Source organism: Humibacter ginsengisoli, from assembly GCF_054780095.1.
The window spans coordinates 997,291-1,019,365 of record NZ_BAAGWZ010000006.1 but is presented as its reverse complement, the minus strand read 5'-3'; the positions used below and the strand labels follow the sequence as shown (position 1 = coordinate 1,019,365).

The window sequence follows — 22,075 nt, the reverse complement described above, 5'->3', positions numbered from 1 at the left end:
CCCGATCAGCCCAGTCGTGTCAGGCGCTCCAGCGCCCACTCCCAACCGACGCGTTCTTGCTCCAGTCGTACCGATGCGCCGAAGCGATCGGAAACGAGGTCCTCATACAGGGAATGCTCCGTCGGCGTGAGTCGAGACAGCGCCGCATCGGATGGTGCGGGCTCGATCACCCACCGCTCCCGGTGTGCGAGAAGGGTATTGCGATCCATCAAGATCGACACGGTGCGCGGAAGCCACGCTCGCACGCGGTTCAGGATCGCGAACCCGTGAGTGTCGAGGTCACCCCAGTAGTGCACGGGCACATCTGCGAGCCAGGACAGCGACGCAGGACGGTCGGCGTCGTAGCCCTTGCCCCAGAGCACCGCACCGCCAGGTGGCACCGGAACGCTCAGGTAGGTGATCTCGTTCTCGACGATGAGTACCCGCTCGGGCCGCACACGCATGGTGTTCAGCTCGTCGATCCGGAAGGACGCCTCGCTCAGCTCATGGGGCATTCCGAACACGGCGGGGTCGAAGCGCAGCCGTACCGTCGCGGGCTTGGCCGCAAGACCGAGCTCGCGCGTGAATGATGCGGCGCCGGCGGAGACCCCCAGCATGGATGCCAGGACGCCTCGGTGCTGTTCGATGAACTTGGTGTCCACGCCTGGCGCATCGAGCTGCCGCAGATAGAGGCCCGATCCGCGATGCGCTTCAAGCCACCGGCATGCGGAGAGCACAGTCATCCATCGATCGGCGAGCGGAATCGCACGATGCGGGTTGGCGAGGGCCCAGCGTTGAGCGGCGGGAACCTCGGCGGAGCTGGATATCAGGAGCTGGAACGCCTCCACACCGTCTGCCACACCAAGCAGACGTCACGCTTGCGCGTAGTCCCTGATCACCGCGCGCACCGGAACCTTGGTCGTTCCGGTCAGCCTGCCGCCGATGCGACCGTGGACCAGGTCGTACGCCCGGCCGTCGCGAGCGTCACGCGTGACACCTTCGACCCACCGCCGTGCAGCTTCGAAGTGCTCGCCGAGGTCACGAGCACTCGGGCCGCGGAGCGGAATCTCGATGACCGGGAACGGCTCGCGAGCCACCCACGCGCGCAGCAGCGAGCCGTCGTCCCACCGTCGGCGCACCGCACCGGCGATACCGGAGGCATTCGTCCAGCGTGACGGTTCGGTCACGTGGCGTCCCGGCGCTGCCGTTCCCGGAACTCCTCGATCGTCAGCGTGTGCACTCGGGAAGCCGCGCCGGTCGGGTTGTCGACGAACCCGATCGCGTTCACATACGGCTCGATCACGTGCACCTTCTGCAGTGGCGTGACGATCAGGAGCTGCAGTCCGAGCTTCGCGAACAGCTCGAGCGCGTACCTGGTCGAGGCATCCGACCCGCGACCGAACGCCTCGTCGATCACCGCGAACCGGAAGTCGCGCGACTTCTGCACGCCCCACTCGAGACCGAACTGGTACGTGAGAGACGCGGCAAGGATGGTGTATGCCAGCTTCTCCTTCTGCCCTCCAGACTTGCCGTCGGAGTCGGTGTAGTGCTCGAACTCCTCGCCGGTCGCGCGGTCCTGCTCACTGGCCGCGAACGTGAACCAGTTGCGCACATCGGTGACGCGTCTCGTCCAGGCCTTGTCGCCGTCGGTGTGCGCCGGGCGTCCCTTGAACCGTTCGATGATGCCGCGGATCTGCTCGAATCGTGCTTCGGCATCGGATTCCTCGGACGAGAGCGCGTCGCTCGTGGCGTCGCGAAGCTCCGATCGGAAGAGGCGCACCTCCTGATTGATCGTCGGTTCGGCGACCAGCACGATGACCCGTCCCGGGTTGTAGTCGATGGCGGCGAGAGCCTCGTTGATCACCTCGACCCTGCGTCGGATCTCATCGGCCTGACGACGCAGCCAGGCGTGGAATTGCACGAGCTCACGCAGTGCGTTCGTGTTCAGCTGATACCTGAACTCCTGCTCGAACTGCGGAAGGTCGTCGCGTTTCACCCGCTCATGCAGGGTGCGGAACTCGGCGATCGAGTGGATGCTGGCATCCATGTCGCGCTGGTGCTCGGGCCATCGCCGCAAGAACTCGCCCATCTGCTGCTGGATGCTCGTCGTGTAGCCGTTCATCTCACGCTGCGTAGCCTCTATCGCTGTGGTGAGACCCTCGATGAGCGTTCCATGCAGTTGGTCGCACGCCTCAATGGAATCGCTCTCGCCGGTGCGCACCCGGGCGCCGAGCGCTGCATACAGCGTGCGCGCCTGCGCGAGCACATCCGGTCCCATTGCCGCCAAGGCGGCAGACTCGCGCTCCTGCCGTGCGGTCAGCCCCGACAGCTCCTGCCGCAACGCGCCGAGCCGGCCGTCCACACCGCTGGCCCGAGAATCCAGTTCCGCAGCGCGCTCGTCGAGATTGGCTAGCCGTCGGTCGATGTCGGCCAGTCGCGTCGATCCGGCTGTGACGGCTTCGCGCTCCGCCTCCAGTCGTTGCAGGCGTTCGGACGCCTCGGTCACGTCGAGGGCGGTCCAGTTCGGGTATTGCGCGAGCGCTGCCAACGCCTGCGCGCGAGCAGAGATGCCGGACTGCTCGTCGTCGAGCGCGGCAAGATCGCGCTCGGTCTGCTTCAGTGATTCCTGGTGCTGGGCACGTTCGGCTTCGAGCGCTGCAATCTTTTGTGCACTGCTGCGTCCGAGAACCCATTCGCGAGGGTCGGATGCGTCGCGCCGGTCATCTTTCTCGTGACGATCGCGGTCGCGGATCAGTCCTTGGCGCGTGACCGCGCGGTCTTCGTGTTGCAGCTGGCCGACGTCTTCGGCGAGCACGTGATCGGCACGACGGGCGAGCTCGGTGATCAGAAACTCTTCGAAGGGGCCCGGTTCGGCCTGGACCGCATCGAGTAGGCGCGGCTGGTCCGAAGAAGCCGCCACTGTTCGCACGCGGCGGTCCGCCACGCGCAGGTAGACGAGACGGGCATTCAGTCGGTTGTCATTCACCCACCGCGACGCGTCGGCGTACAGCCGCTGCGGCACCAGCAGCGACAGTGCGAGACCGCGCAGGACGCGCTCCGCGGCACCACGCCACTCCGCATAGTTCTCGCGCACGTCGAGCAGTTCTCCGGCGAACGGAACGTCGCCTTCGTCGAGGCTGAGGTCAGCGCACAGGCGTCGACGTACGGCATCGAGATCGGCGGGCAGGCTGTTTCGGCGCGCGGCCAGGCTTTCGATCTCGTCGACAACCGCCTGCCGGGCTCGGCGCACGTCGACGCGGCGCTCGAACAGCGGTTCTTGACGGCTGCGGAGCAAGCGCCGTTCCTCGTCGGTGCGCTCACGCAGTGCATCGACCTCGGCCATCCGCGCTCGGTACTCCTGCTCCGACACGACCGGGTCGAGTCCGGCTGCCTCCAGGTGTGTGCTGAACCGGCGGAATGCGTCCGCGCGTTCGTCGCGGACGCGGGCGGCATCCGGGATCTCACGGTCGAGTGACGCGAGCCGGTCGCCGCCGACGCCTGCCCGTTCCAGCACCAGCCGTTCCCGTTCGGGCACGAGTGACCGTCGCTCTGCGGAGATTGCGGCGCGTTCGGCGTCCGCGGCCTCGATCCGTGCCCGGGTCTTCGCCACAGCATCGATCAGCAGGTTGGCGACTCGCTCCGCGATGAACGGCACGACCGCTGTGCGCTCTGCGCTCAAATCAGAGTGCCGGGACAGCGCCGACTCGTACTTGTCAGCTGACGAGACGAGCGGATCGAGCACTGCCAATTGATCGGTTGCCGTCCTGACGGCCTCGTGAGCCTTGACCAAGTTGTCGAAATGGTCGACGATGTCACGCACCTTGCCCGAGGCATCCACGGGTTCGAGCATGTGGTCGCGCACGAAGTCATTGAGGTTGCCAACGGACTTCATCGAAACGGTCTGGTGGAACAGCTCCATCGCCTGCTCGGATCGAATGCCGAGCAGGCGTCGCAGGCGGCGATGGTAGTCGGGGAACGAGTTGTCGATGTCTGCGCCGCGTTCCCGCAAGCGGGCGCGCAGCGCTTTCAGGTCGGAGCCGAATCCGATGAAGTCCGGGTCGATCGACAGCGCAGCCTGTGCAGTGACGAAGAACCGGTCGGGCTGGCCGGCGCGGTCTTTCTGGTGGAAGACCTGTGCGATCGTGACGACCTCGTCGTACCCCTCGTTGGCGAACCGGCCAAGGACGACCGAATAGGAGCGGTGATCGCGCAGTCCCACCGGGCGGGAGGCGCCTGTGGCTTCGTTGCGCTCGGACTTGTAGTGACCCTCTACGTAGCTGCGCAGCGTACGTTCTTTGACATCCGCTCCCGCCGCCTTGTTGTATGCGATGCGATGGGCCGGCAGCAGGAGCGTGGTGATCGCGTCGACAAGAGTGGACTTGCCGCTGCCGATGTCGCCGGTAAGAAGGGAGGTGTTCCCGTCGGGCCGGATGGTCCACACACTCTTATCGAACGTACCCCAGTTGTATACCTCGACCGCGTGCAGCCGATATCCCGTACGGCTGGCCGATCCGTCATCGAGGTCGAGAGCGGAGATCAGCGTGTCAGTCATGTGCGCCCTCCGGTAGTTCGCCGGCGACGGCGCCGACCGGGTCAGCGTCTGTGAGGCCGTTCCTGCCCGCGTAGGCGGTCAGCCGGGCCGAGAAGTCCGCGAGGGTCTGCGCATCGACATACGACTTGAGGATCCGGCGAACCTCCCACGCCCCCGGCTGACCCCGCAACTCCCGGAGGAAACCGAGTTCCGCGGCCTGGGCGATGGTGCGATCAGCCTGATCGACGATGCGGGCCTCATTGGTGCTGGATGCCTGGAACACCCGCAACATGTCGACGAGCTGGTCCCGGGTCAGCACCAGTTTTCCGTCGTCGCCCCCGGCTTCGAACTCGACCATGCGTCCGCGGAGCAGAACGAGCAAGAGGCTGACGTTGTAGGTGAGGCTGCGTCGGCGCACCAGCCGAGGGAGCGGCTCTTCGCCGTCCTCGGGTTCGCGGATGCGCAGGTAGGCGTAACCCTCGGTGTCGTCCACGATCACGTCGATGCCGATGCGCGCGAAGTGGTCGCCGACGGCCGCGCGATGGTGCTCGAGTGTTCGCCACACCGGTTCGTGGCTCTCGCGATAGACGACCTCGCGCATGAGGATGATGATGGCCTCGGCGACGGCCTGCTCATCGGGTGTTCTCATCGTCGGGTCACCGTCACCTCTGGCATCTGGACTCGGCGACGGGTGCCACCGGCATCCGTGTAGTCGATCGTCGCCTCGCCGTCGCCCGCGATGACGTCGATGTCGTCGTCGCCGAGGGCGAGATAGCCGAGGAGCTCGGCGACACCGTCCATGATCGGGTAGAGCTCGACGATGTCGCTGAGCAGCGCACTGCTTCCGCGGGGCACGACGGTTCTGATGTTTCCGGCCAGGCGTGCCGTGTCGACGAAGCGCTGACCGAAGAGGCTGTCCAGGTCGAGGTCGTCCACGCGCTGCGGCGCCGGCATGTTCTCGATGACGACATCAGGCTGGGGGTCGTAGAGCGGCCGCTCGAACGGGAGTACGACCGGGACGCCCGGCTCATCGACCACGAGACCGAGCGCGTCGGCGCGCGGCGGGGTCTCGCGTGTGGCGAGCGCGGCTGCCTCGATGCCGCGCACGAGGTCGCGTACGCGGCGGTTCTCGACCCAGACGGCGTCTTCCAGGAACCGGCGCAGTTGCTCGGAGAGGTTGCGGACCGTCTGCTGGGTGCGCTCGGCGGCATCCGCCCAATCGTGATGGATGCGACGCAAGCGCCGGTCGGCGGAGATCTGCGGCATGGTCTGAACGGCGGCGAGCAGATCGGACAATTCGTCCTGCCGGCCTTCGGAAAGCAGGAAGTCGTAGAACGACTGAAAGCTGCGACCCTGATCGGAAGATGCGATGTCGGTGCGGCTCTCGATGAGGTCGGCCAGCAGGGCACCCTTGCCGGCGTCCCATCCGGCGATCTTCTCTCGCGCGGTGCGGTCGAGCGCGCGGAAGTTCTCCTCGACCTCACGGAAGTCGCTGAGCAGTTCACGGGCGGTGGCGGCGAACTGCTGGTATCTGTCGCGCACCCTGGTCTCATCGAGCACGTCGAACTCGCCCGCGCGAGCGGCCGCGAGTTCAGACTCGAGCTCGTCGCGTCGGCGTTCGAGCTCCGCGACCCGCGCGTCGGGATCGGTTTCCGAGCCGTGCACGATCTGCCGGAGCAGGTCGATGAGGGTCTGCAGCCGCGATTCCGTGCCGACGAATTCGCGGGTGCGCAGACCTTCGACCCAGCGGTACGCCTTCTCCAGCGCGGGGGTCGCCTCGACGTGAACCTCTTCGGAGCCGACGGGATAGAAGCGGCGCAGCAGGGCGGCATCCGGGCCCGACCAGTCATCGATGTACGACGCCGGCTCTGACGGATAGCGTTCGGGATCGGTGCGGTGGATGTCGTACAGCACGTCGTCGAGGGCGGCCACCAGCTGCATCAAGGGAACGGCACCTCGGTTCTCCTCGATGAACCATCCGCCGAGGAACGACAGCACGAGGGGCACGTTCCGGGCACGCAGCAGACGCCATGCCGGATGCCGCTCCCACAGGCGATCGAGTTCATCGAGTTCCATGTCGCCAACCAGCGTAGGCGGACCCGCCGACATCGCTCGTGCGCTGATATTCTCCAAGACCTTCTCATCACAATCTGCGCGGGGCCCCTCCGAAGCACGTAGGCTGTGGTCATGCCATTCGACCGCATTCGCGTCGACCCGGCACGTATGGCCGGAGTTCCAACCGTGCGCGATACACGCGTCACTGTGAGCGCGGTACTCGGGCAACTTGCCGCTGGGCGGACCGTCGAAGAGATTCTTGCTGACTACCCGTATCTCGAGCGCGACGACGTACTTGCCGTGTTGGCTTTTGCTGCCGAAACAGTCCAGCGCGAGGTGCCCTTTATCGCGGCATGAAATTCCTCGTCGACGCGAACCTCTCGCCGGTCGTAGCAACAGCGCTGACGGAGGCCGGTTATGAATCCAGCCACGTTCGCGAACTGGGTCTCGTCACGGCTTCTGACTCGGAGATAACGGCATCCGCAGTCAAGGCGAACGCAGTCGTCATCTCCGCGGACAGCGATTTCGCGACATTGCTTGCGTTGAGCGGGGAAGTGGCGCCGTCGCTCGTTCTCCTGCGCTCAGCCGACCACCTTCCGCCCCTTAGCCAAGCCGCGATCTTGATCGCCAATCTTCCGTCCGTCCTGACGGAGCTTACGGACGGCGCGGTCGTGTCGATTGTTCATGGCCATGTCCGTGTTCGGCGGCTTCCGCTGAAGTAGAGCACGATCGTGGACGACAGGACAATGAAAGAGGAAGGCACTGCATTGCGACTGATGCCGCGTGCCCGTGCCGCCGGCTCTCGGCTTGCCGAGTTGCCGAAGCGCGATTTACGCATGGCCAAGAGCGTCGATGAGATCCTTGCCGACGAGCGCGACCGGTGACAACGCGGGACCGTTCGTGGCGGTCGACGCTCTGCCTCAGTTGTTGACGAGCGTGATCTCGAACGCGTAGAGATCGGGGCGGTAGCAATGCCGGCCGAACTCCACCGCCTTGCCGTTGTTGTTGTAGGCGGTGCGGTCCATGGTGAGCACCGGGCCGTGCGGCTTCAGGTCGAGCAACTCGCTCTCCTCGTGGGTCGCCGCCCGGGCTCCGATGCGCTGGTGCGCCACGCTGATCAGCGTTCCCCGGGCGCGCATCAGCTGGTAGAGGCCGCGTGCCCTGAGATCGTCCTCGGAGATGTCCGCGAACTCCTGCGGCAGAAAGTTCTCCAGCACTGCCAGGGCAACCCCATCGGATGACCGCACTCGCCGCACGTGCAGCACCGGCGATCCCTTGGGCAGCGACAGCATCTCGGCGATGGTGTCGTCAGCCTCGATCACCTCACGCGTGAGCAACGTGGTTCCCGGATGCTTGCTCCCGCGCTCCAGATCGTCGTACAGGCTGGTGAGCTCCACCTTGCGGGTGAGCGGTCGCTGCACCACCTGTGTGCCGATGCCGCGTCGGCGAACAAGGAGTCCCTTGCCGACGAGTTCCTGGATGGCCCGCCGCACGGTCGGTCGCGACAGGCCCAGTCGCTCGCCGAGCGCGATCTCGTTCTCCAGGCGCGCGCCGGGTGCGAGGGTTCCGTCCGCGATCGCCTGCTCGATCTTCGTGGCGATCTGGAAATACATCGGGATCGGACCCGACCGGTCGATGTCCATGAACAGCTCGGACGGCAGGGTGGTCTGCTCGGCGATCGTGTCCGGCATCTGAACTCCCTCTGACGCACGGCGTCCTGTCACGGGCACGTGACAAAGTCCGCCATTTGTCAGGAGTTTACGTCATATGGAGGGGCGCGGCATCCAAAAGGAGGAGGACCACCGGCCCGCGGCGACCGGATCGTATACGATTGTGGAGCACACGGCCGACGAGGATGTGGAGCTGCGATGGATTCCGACCGACGCGAGGCGATCGCCGACGAACTGTTCGCGGCGCACCAAGCTAGGAGCATCCTGCCGCGGCTGACGGCGCGCAACCCGGACATGACGGTCGAGGATTCCTACGCGATCCAGAGCCTATGGGCGCAGCGTCGCATCGACGCCGGTCGCACCGTCGCCGGTCACAAGATCGGTCTGACGTCGAAGGCGATGCAGGCGGCGACAGGCATCACCGAGCCCGACTACGGTGTGATCTTCGACGACCAGGTGTACGCATCCGGATCGACGGTCGAGTTCGACGCGTTCTCGAACGTGCGCATCGAGGTGGAGCTGGCGTTCGCGCTGAACAAGCCGTTGTCGGGTGACGGATGCACCGTGGACGACGTTCTCGACGCGACGGAATACGTCGTGCCGGCCCTGGAGATCCTCAACTCGCATCTCGAGCTGGAGGGTCGCACCATCGTCGACACGATCGCGGACAACGCCGCGCTGGGTGCGATGGTCGTCGGCGACGTGCGGGTGGCACCGGGCGAGATCGACCTGCCGTGGGTCGCGGCGGTGCTCGACCGGAGCGGTGAGATCGAGGAGACCGGCGTCGCGGCCGGCGTGCTCGGGCATCCGGCTCTCGGAGTCGCCTGGCTGGCCGGCAAGCTCGCGCAGCACGGTGCGGGACTGGCCGCCGGCGAACTCGTGCTCGCCGGGTCATTCACCAGACCGATGTGGGTGAGACGCGGCGACCTCGTGCGCGCACGGTATCGCGCGGGGGAGCGCGGGATGGGAGAGGTGACATGCCGGTTCGAATGACGCTTGCCTCCACGCTGCCGCAGGTGCTGGCGCAGGCTCCGCGTCCGCTGGCGGGCATGTGGGTCGTGTCGGCGAGCCCCTTGATCGCGGAGATCGCGGCCGGCAGCGGGCTCGACCTTCTGCTCATCGACGGCGAGCACTCCGCGAACACGCTGGCGAGCATCCAGCTGCAGCTCCAGGCCACGGCCGCGTACCCGATCACACCGATGGTGCGGGTGCCGTTCGGTGACACGGTGCTGATCAAGCAGTACCTCGACCTCGGTGCGCAGAACCTCATCGTGCCCATGGTCGACAGCGCCGAGCAGGCGGCCGAGGTCGTGCGCGCAGTGCACTATCCGCCGCGTGGCGTTCGGGGCGTCGGAAGTTCGCTCGCACGCAGTGCCAGGTGGAACCGCGTCGAGGGATACCTCGGAAACGCCGCCGAGCACGTGTCGCTGACCGTGCAGATCGAGTCGACGAGGGCGGTGGAGAACGTCGAGGGCATCGTCGGCGTGGATGGCGTGGATGCGCTGTTCGTCGGCCCGAGCGACCTCTCCGCGTCCATGGGCCTGCTCGGACAGCAGACCCACGCCGACGTCGTCGCGGCCGTCGAGCACGTGATCCGTGCGGGTTCGGCAGCAGGGCGTCCCGTCGGCGTCAACGCGTTCGACCTCGACATGGCGCAGCACTATCTGGATGCCGGTGCCCGCTTCGTGTTCGTCGCCGCCGATGTCGCGTTGCTTGCCAGGGCATCCGAGGCACTGGCCGACCGGTTCTGTGCGACGGAACCGGATGCCGGTGGCACGACACCGCGAGCGAGCTACTGACGCCGGGCACCCGCGCTGCTGCACCACTGGCATCCGCCACCGACGCTCTCCACGGAGGAAAGCCATGAGCACCGAAGACACCACGATCGAGCCGCTTTCCGTCGAGCTGCTCGCCACATTGAACGACGCCGCGGTCGCCACCCTCAGCGCCGCTCTCCGGAGCCGCGGCTACACGGACATCTTCATCGAGGGCGCGCTGCCGCTTCGACCAGGAGCTCGCATGGTCGGCGTGGCCCGCACGCTGCGGTTCGTGGCGTTCCGGCCCGACCTGTTCGCGGAGCACGGCGGCGGGTTCAATGCGCAGAAGCGGGTGTTCGACACGGTGAACTCGGGTGAGGTCATCGTGATCGAGGCACGTGGCGAGCGCGGAACCGGCACCGTCGGCGACGTGCTCGCTCTGCGGGCTCAGAGTCGCGGTGCCGCGGGCATCGTCACCGACGGGGGAGTGCGCGATGCCGAGCAGGTGGCATCCTTCGACATCCCCACTTTCGCGAAAGGCGCGCACCCCTCAGTGCTCGGGCGCAGGCACGTGCCATGGGAGTCCGACGTGGTCGTCACCTGCGGCGGGGCGGCGGTGCGCCCGGGCGACGTGATCGTGGGCGATGGCGACGGCGTCATCGTGATCCCGCGGCAGCTGGCCGATGAGGTGGCCGCGCAGGCCGCCGAGCAGGAACGACGGGATGCCTGGGTCGCCCACCGCGTTGCCGAGGGGGAGAGCCTCGATGGGCTCTTCCCGATGAACGCGACGTGGCGCGAGCGGTACGAGCGTGAGACGGGCGCGGGAGAATAAAAAGCACGAGCATCCGTTCAATGGCGTAGCCTGGGGGCATGACGACCGTACCTCGCGACACTGCGCCCGGCGACGCGCGGCCTGGCGAGGCTGAGCCTGCGAGCGTTGCGCGCCGCGACCTCGCCGATCGGGACGACATCGCGACCCTTGTTCGCACGTTCTACACGCGGGCGTTCCAGGACGATCTCATCGGCCACATCTTCACCGACGTCGCCCACATGGATCTCGACCACCACCTGCCGATCATGTGCGACTTCTGGCAGACCGTGCTCTTCAACGCGGGCCTCTACCGGCGTAATGCACTGCAGTTGCACTACGTGCTGCACGCGAAGCATCCGCTGAACGAGGAGCACTTCGATCGTTGGCTCGCGCTGTGGACCTCGACCGTCGACGACCTCTTCGCCGGACCCGTCGCCGAACGGGCGAAGCTGCAGGCCACCCGCATCGCCGGATCGATCCATCGGCGGCTCGACGGCCGCTCGGGGAGCCAGTTCGAGAGCATCGGGCGTCGCGAGGCTCCGGACGCCATCGAGTACCGTCGTGGTGTGCATCCGGACGGAGCAGTGGCGGAGAGATGACGGGCGACAGCGCGGCAGAACTCGTCGCCGGCTCGACGGAGCCGGCCGCGCGGCGACGCGTTCTGGACGTGCTCGCCCGATCGCGGCATCCGTTGGACGCGAAGGCGATCGCCGACACGCTCGGCGTGCACATCACGACCGCGCGGTTCCATCTCGATCAACTCGAGACAGCGGGGCTCGTGCAGCGCCGCACGGCAAGAGAGAACCGGCCGGGCAGACCCCGGGTGGTCTACGCCTTGAGCGCGTCGCTTCGTGCGGCGGATGCCCGTGAGCAGCTCATCGAGGTGCTCGCGAACGCGTTGGCCGACCCGGCGCCTGCCGTTGGGCATGCGCGTCGGCGCGGGCGTTCTGCCGCCGTGGCGGCGGGTGAGCGATGGGCCGACGCGATGGAGCAGCGTGCGAGGGCATCCGGGGCGAGTGGCGGCTCGGTGGCGAACGGTGAATCGGCCGGGGAAGGCCGTGGCGGGATGCACGGAGATTCCGTCGATGAGCTCGTCGATACGCTCGACTCCCTCGGGTTCGCGCCAGAGGCGGTGGGTGGCGACATCCTCATGCACGAGTGCCCGTTCCGGGCGGCCGCCCGCGAGCGACCCGATGTGGTGTGCGCCGTACACCAGGGGCTGGTCGAACGGATGCTCGCCGCCGGTCCCGCAGAGGGTGAACGGGGATCTGACCCGGGCGGCAGCACCGTGCCGCGAACCGCGACTCTGCTGCCGTTCGTGCAGCCGGACCTCTGCGTGGTTCGCCTCGGCCGTTCGGCGTGAGCTGTGCCGTTCGCGATGACGCGGTGCTATGCCGTCGCCAGCCCCACCACTCCTATGGCCACCAGAAGAGCGACCTTCAGCGCTTCGAGCGCGATGTACGTGAAGTGCATGGTGTGGCGGGGCATCCGTTCCGCTGTGCGTCCGGTGGTCACACGCCGGTCCATGAGCGGCCGCAACACCAGCGCGCCGAGAACGAGCACCACGAGCACGGCGATCACGAGGGTCAGGGAGACCGGCACAGCGGTCGCTCCCTGAAGCAGTACGACGATCAAGAGCACCACTCCGGCAACGCCCTCGACCGTATTCAGTGCCCGGAACACGAGGCGGCCGATGCCGACGCCGACCTCGATCGACAGGCCGGGGGCCCGGAACTTGAGTGGCGCCTCGAGGAATGAGATGCCGAGCACGAGGCCCAGCCAGGTGAACGTCACGGCGACCTGCGTGGCGAGTGCGGGATTCACGGATGCCTGCCCATCGGGTTAAAGCGGAACAATATCCTTTTTATCAGAAGAGCACGCCCCGCGCCGGTCGTACGATCGCAGCGGAACGTCTAGACCGAGGAGCCGACTCATGAACTCGCCGACCATCGATTCTCTGGCCTCGAACGCGAAGCCCTCGAACACCCTCACCCGACGGCTGGGCATCGAGGCGCCGATTGTGCTCGCGCCGTTCGGCGGGCTCTCATCGGTCGAGCTCACCGCACGAGTGAGCGAGCTCGGCGGCCTCGGGTCGTACGGACTGTACGGATACGACGCCGATCGCATCCTGCACACCGCCGACGAGTTGCGCGCGGCGACCTCGCGCCCGTTCTCGTTCAACCTGTGGCTGCCGACGGGAACCGAGCGCGACCCGGACCCTGCCGAATACGCCCGGGCGGCCGAAGCGGTGCGACCGCTGTTCGCCGAGGTCGGGCTCGAGGTTCCGGATGCCCCTGCGCGCTACCTGCCGCCGTTCGAGGAGCAACTGCAGGCGGCGCTGGATGCCCGTCCCGCTGCACTCAGTTTCGTGTTCGGCGTGCCCGGGCGCGACATCCTGGAAGCGGCGCACGAGCGCGGGATCGCGGTCATCGGCTCAGCCACGACGGTCGACGAGGCGGTGGCGCTGGAGCATGGCGGTGTCGACGCGATCGTGGCGACCGGCGCAGAGGCCGCCGGGCACAAGGTGGCGTTCCTCGAGCCGGCGGAGCGCTCGCTCGTGGGACTCGTCGCCCTGGTACCTCAGGTTCGTGACGCCGTGGATGTCCCGGTGATCGCCGCGGGAGGCATCGCGGATCGGCGTGGTGTGCGGGCGGCGTTCGCGCTGGGCGCCGACGGTGTGCAGGTCGGAACCGCGTTCCTGCACACGAGGGAGTCAGCCGCGAACGACGCGCACCGGGCCGCGATCGAGTCGACGCCTGCGCACGCCAGCGTGCTCACGAGGGCGATGAGCGGCCGGCTCTCCCGTGGGGCGTCGAATCTCGCCGTGCGCACGATCGAGCAGGCGGATGCCATCGCACCGTTTCCCGCTCAGAACTGGCTCACCGGGCGCTTCCGCGCAGCGGCCGGCGCGCAGGGCAACGGCGAGCTGCAGTCGCTGTGGCTGGGCCAGGCGAGCCCTCTCGCGACGCTCGACTCCGCGGACGCGGTCTTCGCGGAGCTCGCTGCGGGGCTGCCGGCCATCGCCGACTGAACGGCGAAGCTGCGTATCGAACGGGTGGTCTGCTGCGCGGCTGGATGGTCCCGTGACGTCCTTGCGCTACACGTACCGGCATCCGCTACTGCTTTATCGTGGCGCGGATGCCGATACGTGTAGCGCGAGCGTTGAGCAGGCGGCGCCGGGCGGCATCCGCGGTGCGTGAACGCGCCCGGCAGAGCCGCGCGATCGCCCACACGAACAGCGCGCCGAGGGCGATGTTGCGCGCGGTCAGCAGCGCGAGCGCCGCTGGGTTCGCGTCGATGACGAGGTCGTAGATCCACGGGTAGAACGCCTGCGTGAGCGCAGCGACCGCGAGGCCGACGAGCGCGGGAAAGCGAAAGCGCCGCGGCTGTTGAACGAGTCCGTAGACGATGGGCGCCGCCAGCCAGGTGACATACTGCGGCGAGAGCACCTTGTCGAACAGCATGAGCGCGAGCACCATCGCGAGCATCAGTGCGGGAAGGGCCTTCGCGTCGCGGTGCACGGCCGCGAAGAGTCCGAGCGCCATCACGGCCACCAGCGCGACGAGCAGCAGCGGCGTCATGAGGTGCACGGCGATCTGGCTGCCCGGTCCCGACACCTCGAACGTGTTGAGCGCGCGACTGTAGAACACGCGGGACGGATGCACGCGCAGCGCGGCCGCCCACAGCCATCCGGATGCCACGGGCGACTCGATCTGCAGGCCGCGGGCGTCTTGCGTGCCGATGAAGCTGAAGAGCCGGGTTCCGGCGCCCAACGCCAGCGGGACCGCGACGATCGCGGCCGTCGTCGCGAGGGCGATCACGATGGTGCGGAGACGGTGGCGGGCATCCAGAAGCAACGATGCCAGCAGCGCGACGGGCCATACCTTGATCCAGGTCGCGATCGTCAGCAGCACGACGGCGACGCGCGGCCTCGTACTCAGCCAGAGGAGCCCGACGATCGCGATCGGCACCGAGACGGAGTCGATGCGGGTCAGCGCGATGGGGCCGAGCAGCAGCAGGAACGCCAGCCACCACCAGGCGGCGTTCCAGCGGCGGCGGCTCGGGCGATGCGTGAGCATCGCGATGACGGCGGCGTCCAGCCCTGTCACCATCACCATCCAGGCGAAGCCGTAGGCGTGCGCGCCGAACAGCATGGGCGCCAGCACCGGAACGAGGGCGGCGATCGGATACACCCAGCGCGAGTCGATGCCTACGATTCCGTGACCGGCGAACACGTGGTGCGCCCACGGAAGGTACATGGTGTGCACGTCGCCGAGGTACTTGTGCTGGTCGAGCGAGAGCACGGTCGCGGTGATCGCGACGTGCACGAAGGCGAACGCGAGCCACAGCCAGAGGTGGGATGCCCGTGCCCGGCTCAGCCAGGAGCGGGCACGATCGAGCGCGGTCTCGGCCGTCGTCATACGCGTCGCAGCGCCGGCCGGCGCAGTGTCGGTCCGGGCAATGCCGGCCGACGCGGTGTCCCTGGGGAGCAGCACACTCGGATGGTACGCATCCGTGTTCCCAGCAGCCTCCCATTGTGCGTTCGGGCACGGCGTGATTTCGCTCGCGTCGAAGCCGGGCCGGCCGCGGTGCCCGGTCGTCGCCTCGCGAACACCGGCAAGCAGCGCGGGTCTCGTTCTGTGAAGGTCTTCACGCGATATCAGGGATGAGCGCCGCGCCACGTTCGCGGCAACATCGATCTATCGGTCGGGTGCTCTCGCGGTCTTGTGCGGTCGTCGTTGGGTTCGTGTCTTGCCTGCGCGTCGCCACACCTGGTGGGGGTCGATCCAGGAAGGTGGTCGCAGGTATGGGACGCCGTCGCGCATGGTGATCTCCCAGCCGGAGGTCTCCAGGGTCCTGTGGAACCAGCAAATCAAAACGCCGTTGTCAGACCTTGGCGAACCCGCGCTCGACCATGGCCCGTTGCTCTCGCGGCTCGGCACCGTCCGGGTCGAGGGCGACCTGCCATTGGATCGCGGCGATCCTGGTCTGATCCGCGGTGAATGGTGCCGTCTGCTCCCCGGTGGCCTGATCCACCCCGAGCGCCGACGCGGCGAGGGCCTCCTCCGCGTTGGCGAGCATGCCCGGTTCGGCACGGCCGGCCACCGCCGTGACTGCAGCGGCGATCACGGTCGCCGTGTCCATGCCGAGCCGGCCTTCCGCGACCGCGGAGGCCACTACCGGCAGTTTCGGCGGCAGGATCTCCCCGGTGATCGTGTCCCAGCGTCGCAGCACCTCACCGAGGGTCCATCGTTTCACTGCGGTCCGCTCCGACACCTGGGTGATCCGGGCGATCAACTCGTACGGGGTGCGGCACCCCTTCTTCGCGGACAACCGGTTGGTGCCCAGGGTGCGGCGGGAGCGTTCTCCGACCTCCGCCGCCACCGCAACCCGCAACGCATCCACGCTCCGACCGAGCTCCTCCACCTGCGCCATCGTCGACAGCAGCCGCTCATCCGACAGGGCAGGAATCTCATCGGCGGTCGCCGTAGCCCGGGCGGCAGCAAGGGCTGCTGCCAGGTGTTCGGTGATCTCGTCCATGCTTCAACCCGACACCACACCACCGACACTCCCGCGACCCGGAAACCGCTCCTGATCAGGGATGTTGATAACCCCACAACCCCACCACCTGGGGACGGAAAGGCGCCCGGGTGAGCTCGAAGTGGCGCTGCAGGCGATGCGCGCGAGCGGCGGTCACGAACGAACGTGAGGCTCCTGATCCGGCCCTGCCACATCGCTGACGCGCGGCGCCGCTTGCCGCCGATAGGTTGGCATCCGTGACCCCGACGACGAAGGAGGCGCAGCGCGCCGAACTTCACAAGACCATCTGGCGTATCGCGAACGGCTGGATGCCATGGCTGCTGTACTCGGCCTGATCGCCGCGATCGCGTATGGCGCCTCCGACTTCGTGGCCGGCATCGCCAGCCGTCGCACACCCGTGATGCTCGTCACCGCCGTCACGCTCGTGACGGAGTTCCTGCTCGCGCTCGTCGTTCTCGCGTTCGTGCACGGCAGCGGGCCCACCGCGTCCGCCGTTCTGTGGGGTGCGTTGAGCGGTGTCGGCAGCGCGGCCGGAACACTGGCCCTCTATCAAGGCTTCGCGGTCGGCTCGATGAGCATCGTCGCCACCGTCTCCGGGGTGCTCACGGTGGTGATTCCGGCCGTGGTGGGCGTGGCGATCGGTAACCGGCTCACGGTGCTCGGCCTGGCCGGCGTGCTGGCCGCGGTCGTCGCCGTCGCCCTGGTGTCCTGGACCAGTGGGCTCCCGTTCCGGCGTCGTTCCAAGGGTGCCCGGGCCATGACGAGCGACACCCGACTCAGTACGAGCGTTCCCTCAGCGGGCACGGGCGACGGCCGGCCACGCACGGGTGGAGCGGGTTACGGAGCGCTGGCCGGGGCATCCTTCGCGCTGCTGTTCATCGCCCTGGAGCGCTCCGGCACGTCGTCGGGTGTGTGGCCGGTCGCCAGTGGACAGCTTCTGGCATGCCTGGCCATCGTGCCCGTCGTTCTGTTCAGGATGCACCGCGGCAGGGCGCCCGCCACGGCGATGCTCCCCGCCCTGCGCCTCCCCGCGATCGCCGGTGTTCTCGGCGGGCTCGCCGCGTTCAGCTACCTCTCCGCTACCGGGCTCGGCGAGCTCGTCATCGTCGCGGTGCTGACCTCGATGTACCCGGCCGTGACGGTGCTGCTCGCCCGTTTCGTGCTCGGGGAACGATGGAGCCGGATACAGGCGGCCGGACTCGTGCTGTCGGCGGCATCCGTCGCGGCGGTCGCATTGTCCTAGCGTCGCGGCCGTCGCCCAAGTGAACGGGATCCGGCACGACCTCCTAGGCTCGGATCATGGCAGAGCCCGGGCAGAGATTCGCCGCATCCGTCTACGCCTCCCGGCTGGATCGCGCGGCAGCGCTCGCCGCCGACGCCGGCCTCGACGCCGTCATCGTGACACCCGGGCCCGATCTGCAGTACCTGATCGGCTCGCGCGCCAGCACGTTCGAGCGGCTCACTGCGCTCGTGATTCCGGCATCCGCAACCCCGTTCGTCGTCGCACCGCGCATGGAGCTGGCCGCCCTGCGCGCGTCGGCGCTCGGCGACCTCGAGATCGAGGTGCGCGACTGGGTCGATGGCGATGACCCGTACGCGCTGGCTCTGAAGAGCCTCGGCGTCGTGCGCCGGTTCGGACTCTCCGAGGCGACCCCCGCGCTGCACTCGATTCCACTGACCTCGACGGCGGATGCCTCGCCCGAGCTCGCGACGCCGGTGCTGCGCCGCCTGCGCATGGTCAAGGATGCCGCGGAGATCGAAGCCCTTCGTGAGGCGGGCAGCGCCATCGATCGAGTGCACGCCCGCGTCGGCGAGTGGCTGCGACCGGGACGCACCGAGCGCGAGGTCGCTGCCGACATCGCCGCGGCGATCGTGGGGGAGGGGCACGCGGAGGCGGACTTCGTGATCGTGGGGTCCGGCCCGAACGGTGCCGATCCGCACCACGAAGTGTCCGACCGTGTGATCGGTGAGGGCGAGACCGTCGTCGTCGACATCGGCGGACCTACGGCACTGGGTTACAACTCCGACAGCACGCGAACTTATGCGACGGGCGAGGTGACTGCGGGCATCCGGGATGCCTATGCCGCCCTCCAGCGTGCGCAGCAGGCGGCCGTCGACGCTGTGCGTCCGGGTGTCACGGCCGAGAGTGTGGACGCGGCCGCTCGCCGCGTGCTGCAGGATGCCGGCCTCGCCGACCGCTTCATCCACCGCACCGGGCACGGCATCGGCCTCTCGGTGCATGAGGAGCCTTACATCGTCGCCGGCAACCCCACCGTTCTCGAGCCCGGCATGGCGTTCAGCATCGAGCCCGGCGTGTATTTCCCGGGCGAGTGGGGTGCGCGCATCGAAGACATCGTGGTCGTGACCGATGACGGCGTCGAGCCGCTCAACCGACGCCCGCACGTGCTCGCAGAGGTGTAACCGGCGACGCCTCAGAGCTCGGCGAACGGCACCTCCGGGTTCACGAGCCTGGCTGGATCCACACGCCGCCCCTCGGCGATGAGCGGCTTGACCTGATCGACCACGTCCCACACGTTCACGTTCATCGCGGCAAGGATGCGGTCGTCAGGGCCGACCCAGAACGCCACGAACTCGCGCGCCTTCAGGTCACCGCGAACGAGTACCCGGTCGTATGCGCCCCTCGGCGCGTGCCCGATGTACTCCATGCCGAGGTCGTACTGGTCGCTGTAGAAGTAGGGCAGCTCGGTGAACGCGGTCTCGTCTCCGAGCAGCGATGCCGCCGCGGCGGCCGGCTGATTCAGCGCGTTGGCCCAGTGCTCCACGCGCACACGACGACGGAGCACCGGATGCTCGTGGTTGGCGATGTCGCCGACTGCGTAGATGTCGGCGTCGCTGGTGCGCAGCGTGGCGTCGACGAGCACACCGTTGTCGATGTCGAGGCCGGCCGACTCCGCCAGGGCCAGGTCGGGGGCGACTCCCACGCCGATCACGACAGCGTCTGCCGCGATCGTCTCGCCGCCCTCCAGTTCGACGCCCGTCGCGCTTGCACCGTCGGTCGTGATCGCGACGAGGCGCGCGCCGAGCCGAAGGTCGACGCCATTCGCCCTGTGCAGGTCTGCGAACACCGTCGCAGCCTCGGGACCGAGCACATTAAGCAGGGGAAGCTCCAGAGCCTCAATGATGGTGACGTCGGTGCCCGCAGACCGAGCGGCCGCGGCAACCTCCAGTCCGATCCAGCCGCCGCCGATGATGACCAGTCTGCGGCCTTCGCCGAACACGGCGCGGATCGCGTCGGAGTCATCGACCGTGCGCAGCATGTGCACGCCCTTCGCGTCCGCGCCGGGGATGGGAAGCCGGCGTGGAACGGACCCCGTGGCGAGCACCAGCTTGTCGTACCCGAGCGAGCGGCCGTCGTCGAGACGCACCTCGTGTGCTGACGCGTCGACATCCGTGACGCGGGTGCCGGTGAGCAGCGTCACGTCATTGCTCGCATACCAGTCCACGGGATGCACCGTGGCGTCCTCGAGTGTTGACCTGCCCGCCAGGTAGTCCTTCGACATCGGTGGGCGCTCGTAGGGAAGGTGGTTCTCTCCGGCGATGAGCGTCAGCTCCCCGCGATAGCCGTGCTCGCGGAGCGCTTCGGCGGTCTTCGCTCCGGCGAGGCCGCCGCCTGCGATGATGACGTGCTCTGGTGTGCTCATGGTCCGTCTCCTTCGGCGGCTGGTGCGTTGGCTGGTGGTGTGTCAGGCGGCTATGCCGCAGAGCGACAGGAACTCCTGCCTGGAGCGCGGGTCGTCGCGCAGCCGCCCGAGCAGCGCAGAGGTTACGGTGCTCGTTCCCGTGGCGAGTGCCCCGCGGAGCGTCATGCAGCTGTGCTCGGCCGAGACGACGACGCCGACCGCTTGCGGGTACAGGTGCTCGTCGAGCCACTGCGCGACCTGCTTCGTCAGCCGCTCCTGCGTCTGGGGGCGGCACGCGAAGTACTCGACGACGCGCGCGAGCTTGGAGAGGCCGACTATGCGCTCGCCTGGCAGGTAGGCAACGCTGGCGCGGCCCGTGAAGGGCAGCAGGTGATGCTCGCACACGGAACGGACCGGAATGTCCCGTACGAGCACGAGCTCGTCGTAACCCTCCTCGTTCGGGAACGTCGTGAGATCGAACGGGCGAGGTGTGAACATCTCGGACCACGCTCTGGCCATGCGACCAGGTGTCGCACGGAGGTGCTCGGACTCGAGCGAGACGCCGAGTGCCAGCAGGAACTCCTTCGCCGCCAGTTCTGCGCGCTCGAGATCCGGCTCGTCCGCGGCGGTCACGACCCGCAACGGGGCCACCTTGGCCGGGCGCTCCGAATCGTGGAGCGCGCTGCCATCGCGGTCGTCGGTGAGCGGGTCGGGCACCCGTCGCATCGCCGCGCCGCTCATCGTCGTCCCGCCCCATCGCACATGGTCGTCCTCCTCGAACTGTCGGCGCTCCGGCTCTACTGCCAATATCCGCTGGTTTTAGATTCGTCCGACGAAGACCTTTTGTCAAGGATGATTATCAATAGAATGGTGGCATGGACACGCAGCAGCCCCCGGAGTCGCTGACGAGGATCAGTGCGCTCGCCGATCCGGTGAGGCAGCGGCTCTACGAGTTCGTGGCGAGTCGGGATGCGCCCGTTGGCCGAGACGCTGCGGCCGAGTCGGCGGGCATCAGCCGAACGCTCGCCGCCTACCACCTCGATCGGCTCGCCGAAGTCGGGCTGCTCGAGGTGAGCTATGCCAGGCAGAACGACCGCACCGGGCCGGGCGCCGGCAGGCCGGCGAAACAGTACGCGCGGTCCGAGAGCGAGGTCTCCGTGACCGTGCCGCCGCGGGACTTCGGGCTTCTGGCCAGGCTGCTCGCAACCGCCGCCGAGGCCGACGAGACGGGCGTCGTCGGTACCGCGCTGAACCGCGCAGCCGTCGATGAGGGCGTCGAGGCCGGGCGTCGTGGGGGAGAGCTGATCGGATGCCTGCGCGAGAGCGGCTACGAGCCCGCCGTCGATGACGATGGGGACATCGTGCTGCGCAACTGCCCGTTCCACCAGGTGGCTCAGCGTCAGACCGAGCTGGTCTGCGGCATGAACCACGCGCTGGTCCGCGGCATTCTGAGCGGGACGGGAGACGACCCCGACCGTGCCGAACTGGCGCCGTGCCCGGGACGATGCTGCGTAGTGATCCACCCCGACGAGTGAGACTGCAGAGTCGTGTGACGACGGAGGGTGCATCCTCCGTCGTCACACGACCCGATCAGGCGGCGACGAGCGCCTCGAGCTTGTCGTAGCCGTCGCGCATCCCGTGCTCCATGCCGGATGACACCATGCCGTCGCGGGCTTCGAGGCTCGGGTAGACCGCGTGCCCGGTCAGGCGGGTGCGACCATCGGGCAGCGACTCGAATGCGAGCGATTCGATGCTCACGACGTCGGGGACTCCGCCGAACTCGAACGTCTGGATGGCGAACTCGTTCTCGCGCACGGTGTGGAAGACACCACGGAACTCGTACTCGTTGCCCTGCGTGTCGCGGTGAACGTAGCGGTACCGCCCACCGGTGGTGAAGTCGTACTCCGCGATATCCATCTCGTAGCCCCGCGGGCCGTTCCACTGCTTGACCAGCTCGGGGTCGGCGTGCGCCTGGAACACCCGCTCGACCGGCGCATCGAACTCCCTCGTGAACTCGATGAACGGCACGCCCTCGGGCGCCTCGATGGTCAGTTCCTTGCTCATGATGGTTCTCCTTCTGTATCGAGCGC

At 67.9% G+C, this 22,075-nt stretch carries 22 protein-coding genes and 2 pseudogenes; 12 read left to right on the top strand and 12 right to left on the bottom strand.

Annotated features, from left to right (window positions below; genetic code table 11):
- Positions 1-5: 5 nt before the first annotated feature.
- From ACYVI5_RS13060 to ACYVI5_RS13040, 5 genes and pseudogenes are all read right to left on the bottom strand, one after another.
- Positions 6-596 carry a Wadjet anti-phage system protein JetD domain-containing protein gene (locus tag ACYVI5_RS13060; protein WP_460580604.1) on the bottom strand — a complete coding sequence of 197 codons (591 nt, stop codon included), beginning with the start codon at positions 594-596 and terminating at the stop codon, positions 6-8.
- Positions 597-602: 6 nt separating this feature from the next.
- Positions 603-1,118, bottom strand: a pseudogene (locus ACYVI5_RS13055) (DUF3322 domain-containing protein); the annotation flags it as partial.
- Positions 1,119-1,162: 44 nt separating this feature from the next.
- Positions 1,163-4,531, bottom strand: coding sequence for an ATP-binding protein (locus ACYVI5_RS13050; protein WP_460580540.1), 3,369 nt, complete (start codon positions 4,529-4,531; stop codon positions 1,163-1,165).
- Entirely contained in the window at positions 4,524-5,159 is a 636-nt protein-coding gene (locus ACYVI5_RS13045) for a DUF4194 domain-containing protein (RefSeq protein ID WP_460580539.1), read from the bottom strand. Before ACYVI5_RS13045 ends, ACYVI5_RS13050 begins: the two co-directional genes overlap by 8 nt.
- Positions 5,156-6,586 (bottom strand): DUF3375 domain-containing protein, encoded by a 1,431-nt coding sequence (locus ACYVI5_RS13040; RefSeq protein ID WP_460580538.1) that lies wholly within the window; start codon positions 6,584-6,586, stop codon positions 5,156-5,158. The genes ACYVI5_RS13045 and ACYVI5_RS13040 overlap by 4 nt, the downstream gene beginning before the upstream one ends.
- A gap of 111 nt (positions 6,587-6,697) precedes the next feature.
- Here ACYVI5_RS13040 and ACYVI5_RS13035 point away from each other — a divergent pair, with 111 nt between their 5' ends.
- The 3 genes from ACYVI5_RS13035 to ACYVI5_RS13025 are packed head-to-tail and all read left to right on the top strand — an operon-like array spanning position 6,698 to position 7,449.
- Complete coding sequence (locus ACYVI5_RS13035; protein ID WP_460580537.1) at positions 6,698-6,922, top strand: DUF433 domain-containing protein; 225 nt, start codon at positions 6,698-6,700, stop codon at positions 6,920-6,922.
- On the top strand, positions 6,919-7,287 hold the full coding sequence (locus tag ACYVI5_RS13030; protein ID WP_460580536.1) for a DUF5615 family PIN-like protein: 369 nt from the start codon (positions 6,919-6,921) through the stop codon (positions 7,285-7,287). The genes ACYVI5_RS13035 and ACYVI5_RS13030 overlap by 4 nt, the downstream gene beginning before the upstream one ends.
- A gap of 9 nt (positions 7,288-7,296) precedes the next feature.
- On the top strand, positions 7,297-7,449 hold the full coding sequence (locus ACYVI5_RS13025) for a hypothetical protein (RefSeq protein WP_460580535.1): 153 nt from the start codon (positions 7,297-7,299) through the stop codon (positions 7,447-7,449).
- 36 nt (positions 7,450-7,485) lie between these two features.
- On the opposite strand, the gene ACYVI5_RS13020 is transcribed toward ACYVI5_RS13025, so the two are convergent.
- Positions 7,486-8,256 (bottom strand): GntR family transcriptional regulator, encoded by a 771-nt coding sequence (locus ACYVI5_RS13020; RefSeq protein WP_460532411.1) that lies wholly within the window; start codon positions 8,254-8,256, stop codon positions 7,486-7,488.
- Positions 8,257-8,433: 177 nt separating this feature from the next.
- Here ACYVI5_RS13020 and ACYVI5_RS13015 point away from each other — a divergent pair, with 177 nt between their 5' ends.
- The 5 genes and pseudogenes from ACYVI5_RS13015 (at position 8,434) to ACYVI5_RS12995 (ending at position 12,166) form a co-directional block, all read left to right on the top strand.
- Entirely contained in the window at positions 8,434-9,228 is a 795-nt protein-coding gene (locus ACYVI5_RS13015) for a 2-keto-4-pentenoate hydratase (RefSeq protein ID WP_460580534.1), read from the top strand.
- Entirely contained in the window at positions 9,213-10,034 is an 822-nt protein-coding gene (locus ACYVI5_RS13010) for an HpcH/HpaI aldolase family protein (RefSeq protein WP_460580533.1), read from the top strand. Before ACYVI5_RS13015 ends, ACYVI5_RS13010 begins: the two co-directional genes overlap by 16 nt.
- Before the next feature lie 94 nt (positions 10,035-10,128).
- A pseudogene (locus ACYVI5_RS13005) lies at positions 10,129-10,824 on the top strand (RraA family protein); the annotation flags it as partial.
- Between the two features lie 38 nt (positions 10,825-10,862).
- Positions 10,863-11,402 carry a group III truncated hemoglobin gene (locus ACYVI5_RS13000; RefSeq protein WP_460580532.1) on the top strand — a complete coding sequence of 180 codons (540 nt, stop codon included), beginning with the start codon at positions 10,863-10,865 and terminating at the stop codon, positions 11,400-11,402.
- Entirely contained in the window at positions 11,399-12,166 is a 768-nt protein-coding gene (locus ACYVI5_RS12995) for a helix-turn-helix transcriptional regulator (RefSeq protein WP_460580531.1), read from the top strand. The genes ACYVI5_RS13000 and ACYVI5_RS12995 overlap by 4 nt, the downstream gene beginning before the upstream one ends.
- A gap of 26 nt (positions 12,167-12,192) precedes the next feature.
- Here ACYVI5_RS12995 and ACYVI5_RS12990 read toward each other — a convergent pair whose 3' ends face one another.
- The gene (locus tag ACYVI5_RS12990) at positions 12,193-12,627 is read right to left on the bottom strand and encodes a hypothetical protein (protein ID WP_460532461.1); all 435 of its coding nucleotides are present in this window, start codon (positions 12,625-12,627) and stop codon (positions 12,193-12,195) included.
- A gap of 109 nt (positions 12,628-12,736) precedes the next feature.
- On the opposite strand from ACYVI5_RS12990, the gene ACYVI5_RS12985 reads away from it, so the two are divergent.
- The gene (locus ACYVI5_RS12985; RefSeq protein WP_460580530.1) at positions 12,737-13,834 is read left to right on the top strand and encodes an NAD(P)H-dependent flavin oxidoreductase; all 1,098 of its coding nucleotides are present in this window, start codon (positions 12,737-12,739) and stop codon (positions 13,832-13,834) included.
- 85 nt (positions 13,835-13,919) lie between these two features.
- On the opposite strand, the gene ACYVI5_RS12980 is transcribed toward ACYVI5_RS12985, so the two are convergent.
- Together ACYVI5_RS12980 and ACYVI5_RS12975 are read right to left on the bottom strand one after the other, a co-directional pair.
- Complete coding sequence (locus ACYVI5_RS12980; protein WP_460580529.1) at positions 13,920-15,299, bottom strand: glycosyltransferase 87 family protein; 1,380 nt, start codon at positions 15,297-15,299, stop codon at positions 13,920-13,922.
- Between the two features lie 391 nt (positions 15,300-15,690).
- A complete protein-coding gene (locus tag ACYVI5_RS12975; protein ID WP_460580528.1) occupies positions 15,691-16,344 on the bottom strand; it encodes a hypothetical protein in 654 nt (217 codons plus the stop codon).
- 313 nt (positions 16,345-16,657) lie between these two features.
- Here ACYVI5_RS12975 and ACYVI5_RS12970 point away from each other — a divergent pair, with 313 nt between their 5' ends.
- Both ACYVI5_RS12970 and ACYVI5_RS12965 read left to right on the top strand, forming a co-directional pair.
- Positions 16,658-17,587, top strand: a complete 930-nt coding sequence (locus ACYVI5_RS12970) for an EamA family transporter (RefSeq protein ID WP_460580527.1) — start codon at positions 16,658-16,660, stop codon at positions 17,585-17,587.
- A gap of 56 nt (positions 17,588-17,643) precedes the next feature.
- Positions 17,644-18,765: a M24 family metallopeptidase gene (locus ACYVI5_RS12965; protein ID WP_460580526.1), complete on the top strand. Its 1,122-nt coding sequence runs from the start codon at positions 17,644-17,646 to the stop codon at positions 18,763-18,765.
- A gap of 11 nt (positions 18,766-18,776) precedes the next feature.
- Here ACYVI5_RS12965 and ACYVI5_RS12960 read toward each other — a convergent pair whose 3' ends face one another.
- Positions 18,777-20,006 carry an NAD(P)/FAD-dependent oxidoreductase gene (locus ACYVI5_RS12960; RefSeq protein ID WP_460580525.1) on the bottom strand — a complete coding sequence of 410 codons (1,230 nt, stop codon included), beginning with the start codon at positions 20,004-20,006 and terminating at the stop codon, positions 18,777-18,779.
- A gap of 42 nt (positions 20,007-20,048) precedes the next feature.
- Positions 20,049-20,792, bottom strand: coding sequence for a GTP cyclohydrolase I (gene folE / locus ACYVI5_RS12955; protein ID WP_460580524.1), 744 nt, complete (start codon positions 20,790-20,792; stop codon positions 20,049-20,051).
- 68 nt (positions 20,793-20,860) lie between these two features.
- On the opposite strand from folE, the gene ACYVI5_RS12950 reads away from it, so the two are divergent.
- The gene (locus ACYVI5_RS12950; RefSeq protein ID WP_460580523.1) at positions 20,861-21,520 is read left to right on the top strand and encodes a helix-turn-helix transcriptional regulator; all 660 of its coding nucleotides are present in this window, start codon (positions 20,861-20,863) and stop codon (positions 21,518-21,520) included.
- Positions 21,521-21,575: 55 nt separating this feature from the next.
- Here ACYVI5_RS12950 and ACYVI5_RS12945 read toward each other — a convergent pair whose 3' ends face one another.
- Positions 21,576-22,049, bottom strand: a complete 474-nt coding sequence (locus ACYVI5_RS12945) for an SRPBCC family protein (RefSeq protein ID WP_460580522.1) — start codon at positions 22,047-22,049, stop codon at positions 21,576-21,578.
- Positions 22,050-22,075: the final 26 nt, after the last annotated feature.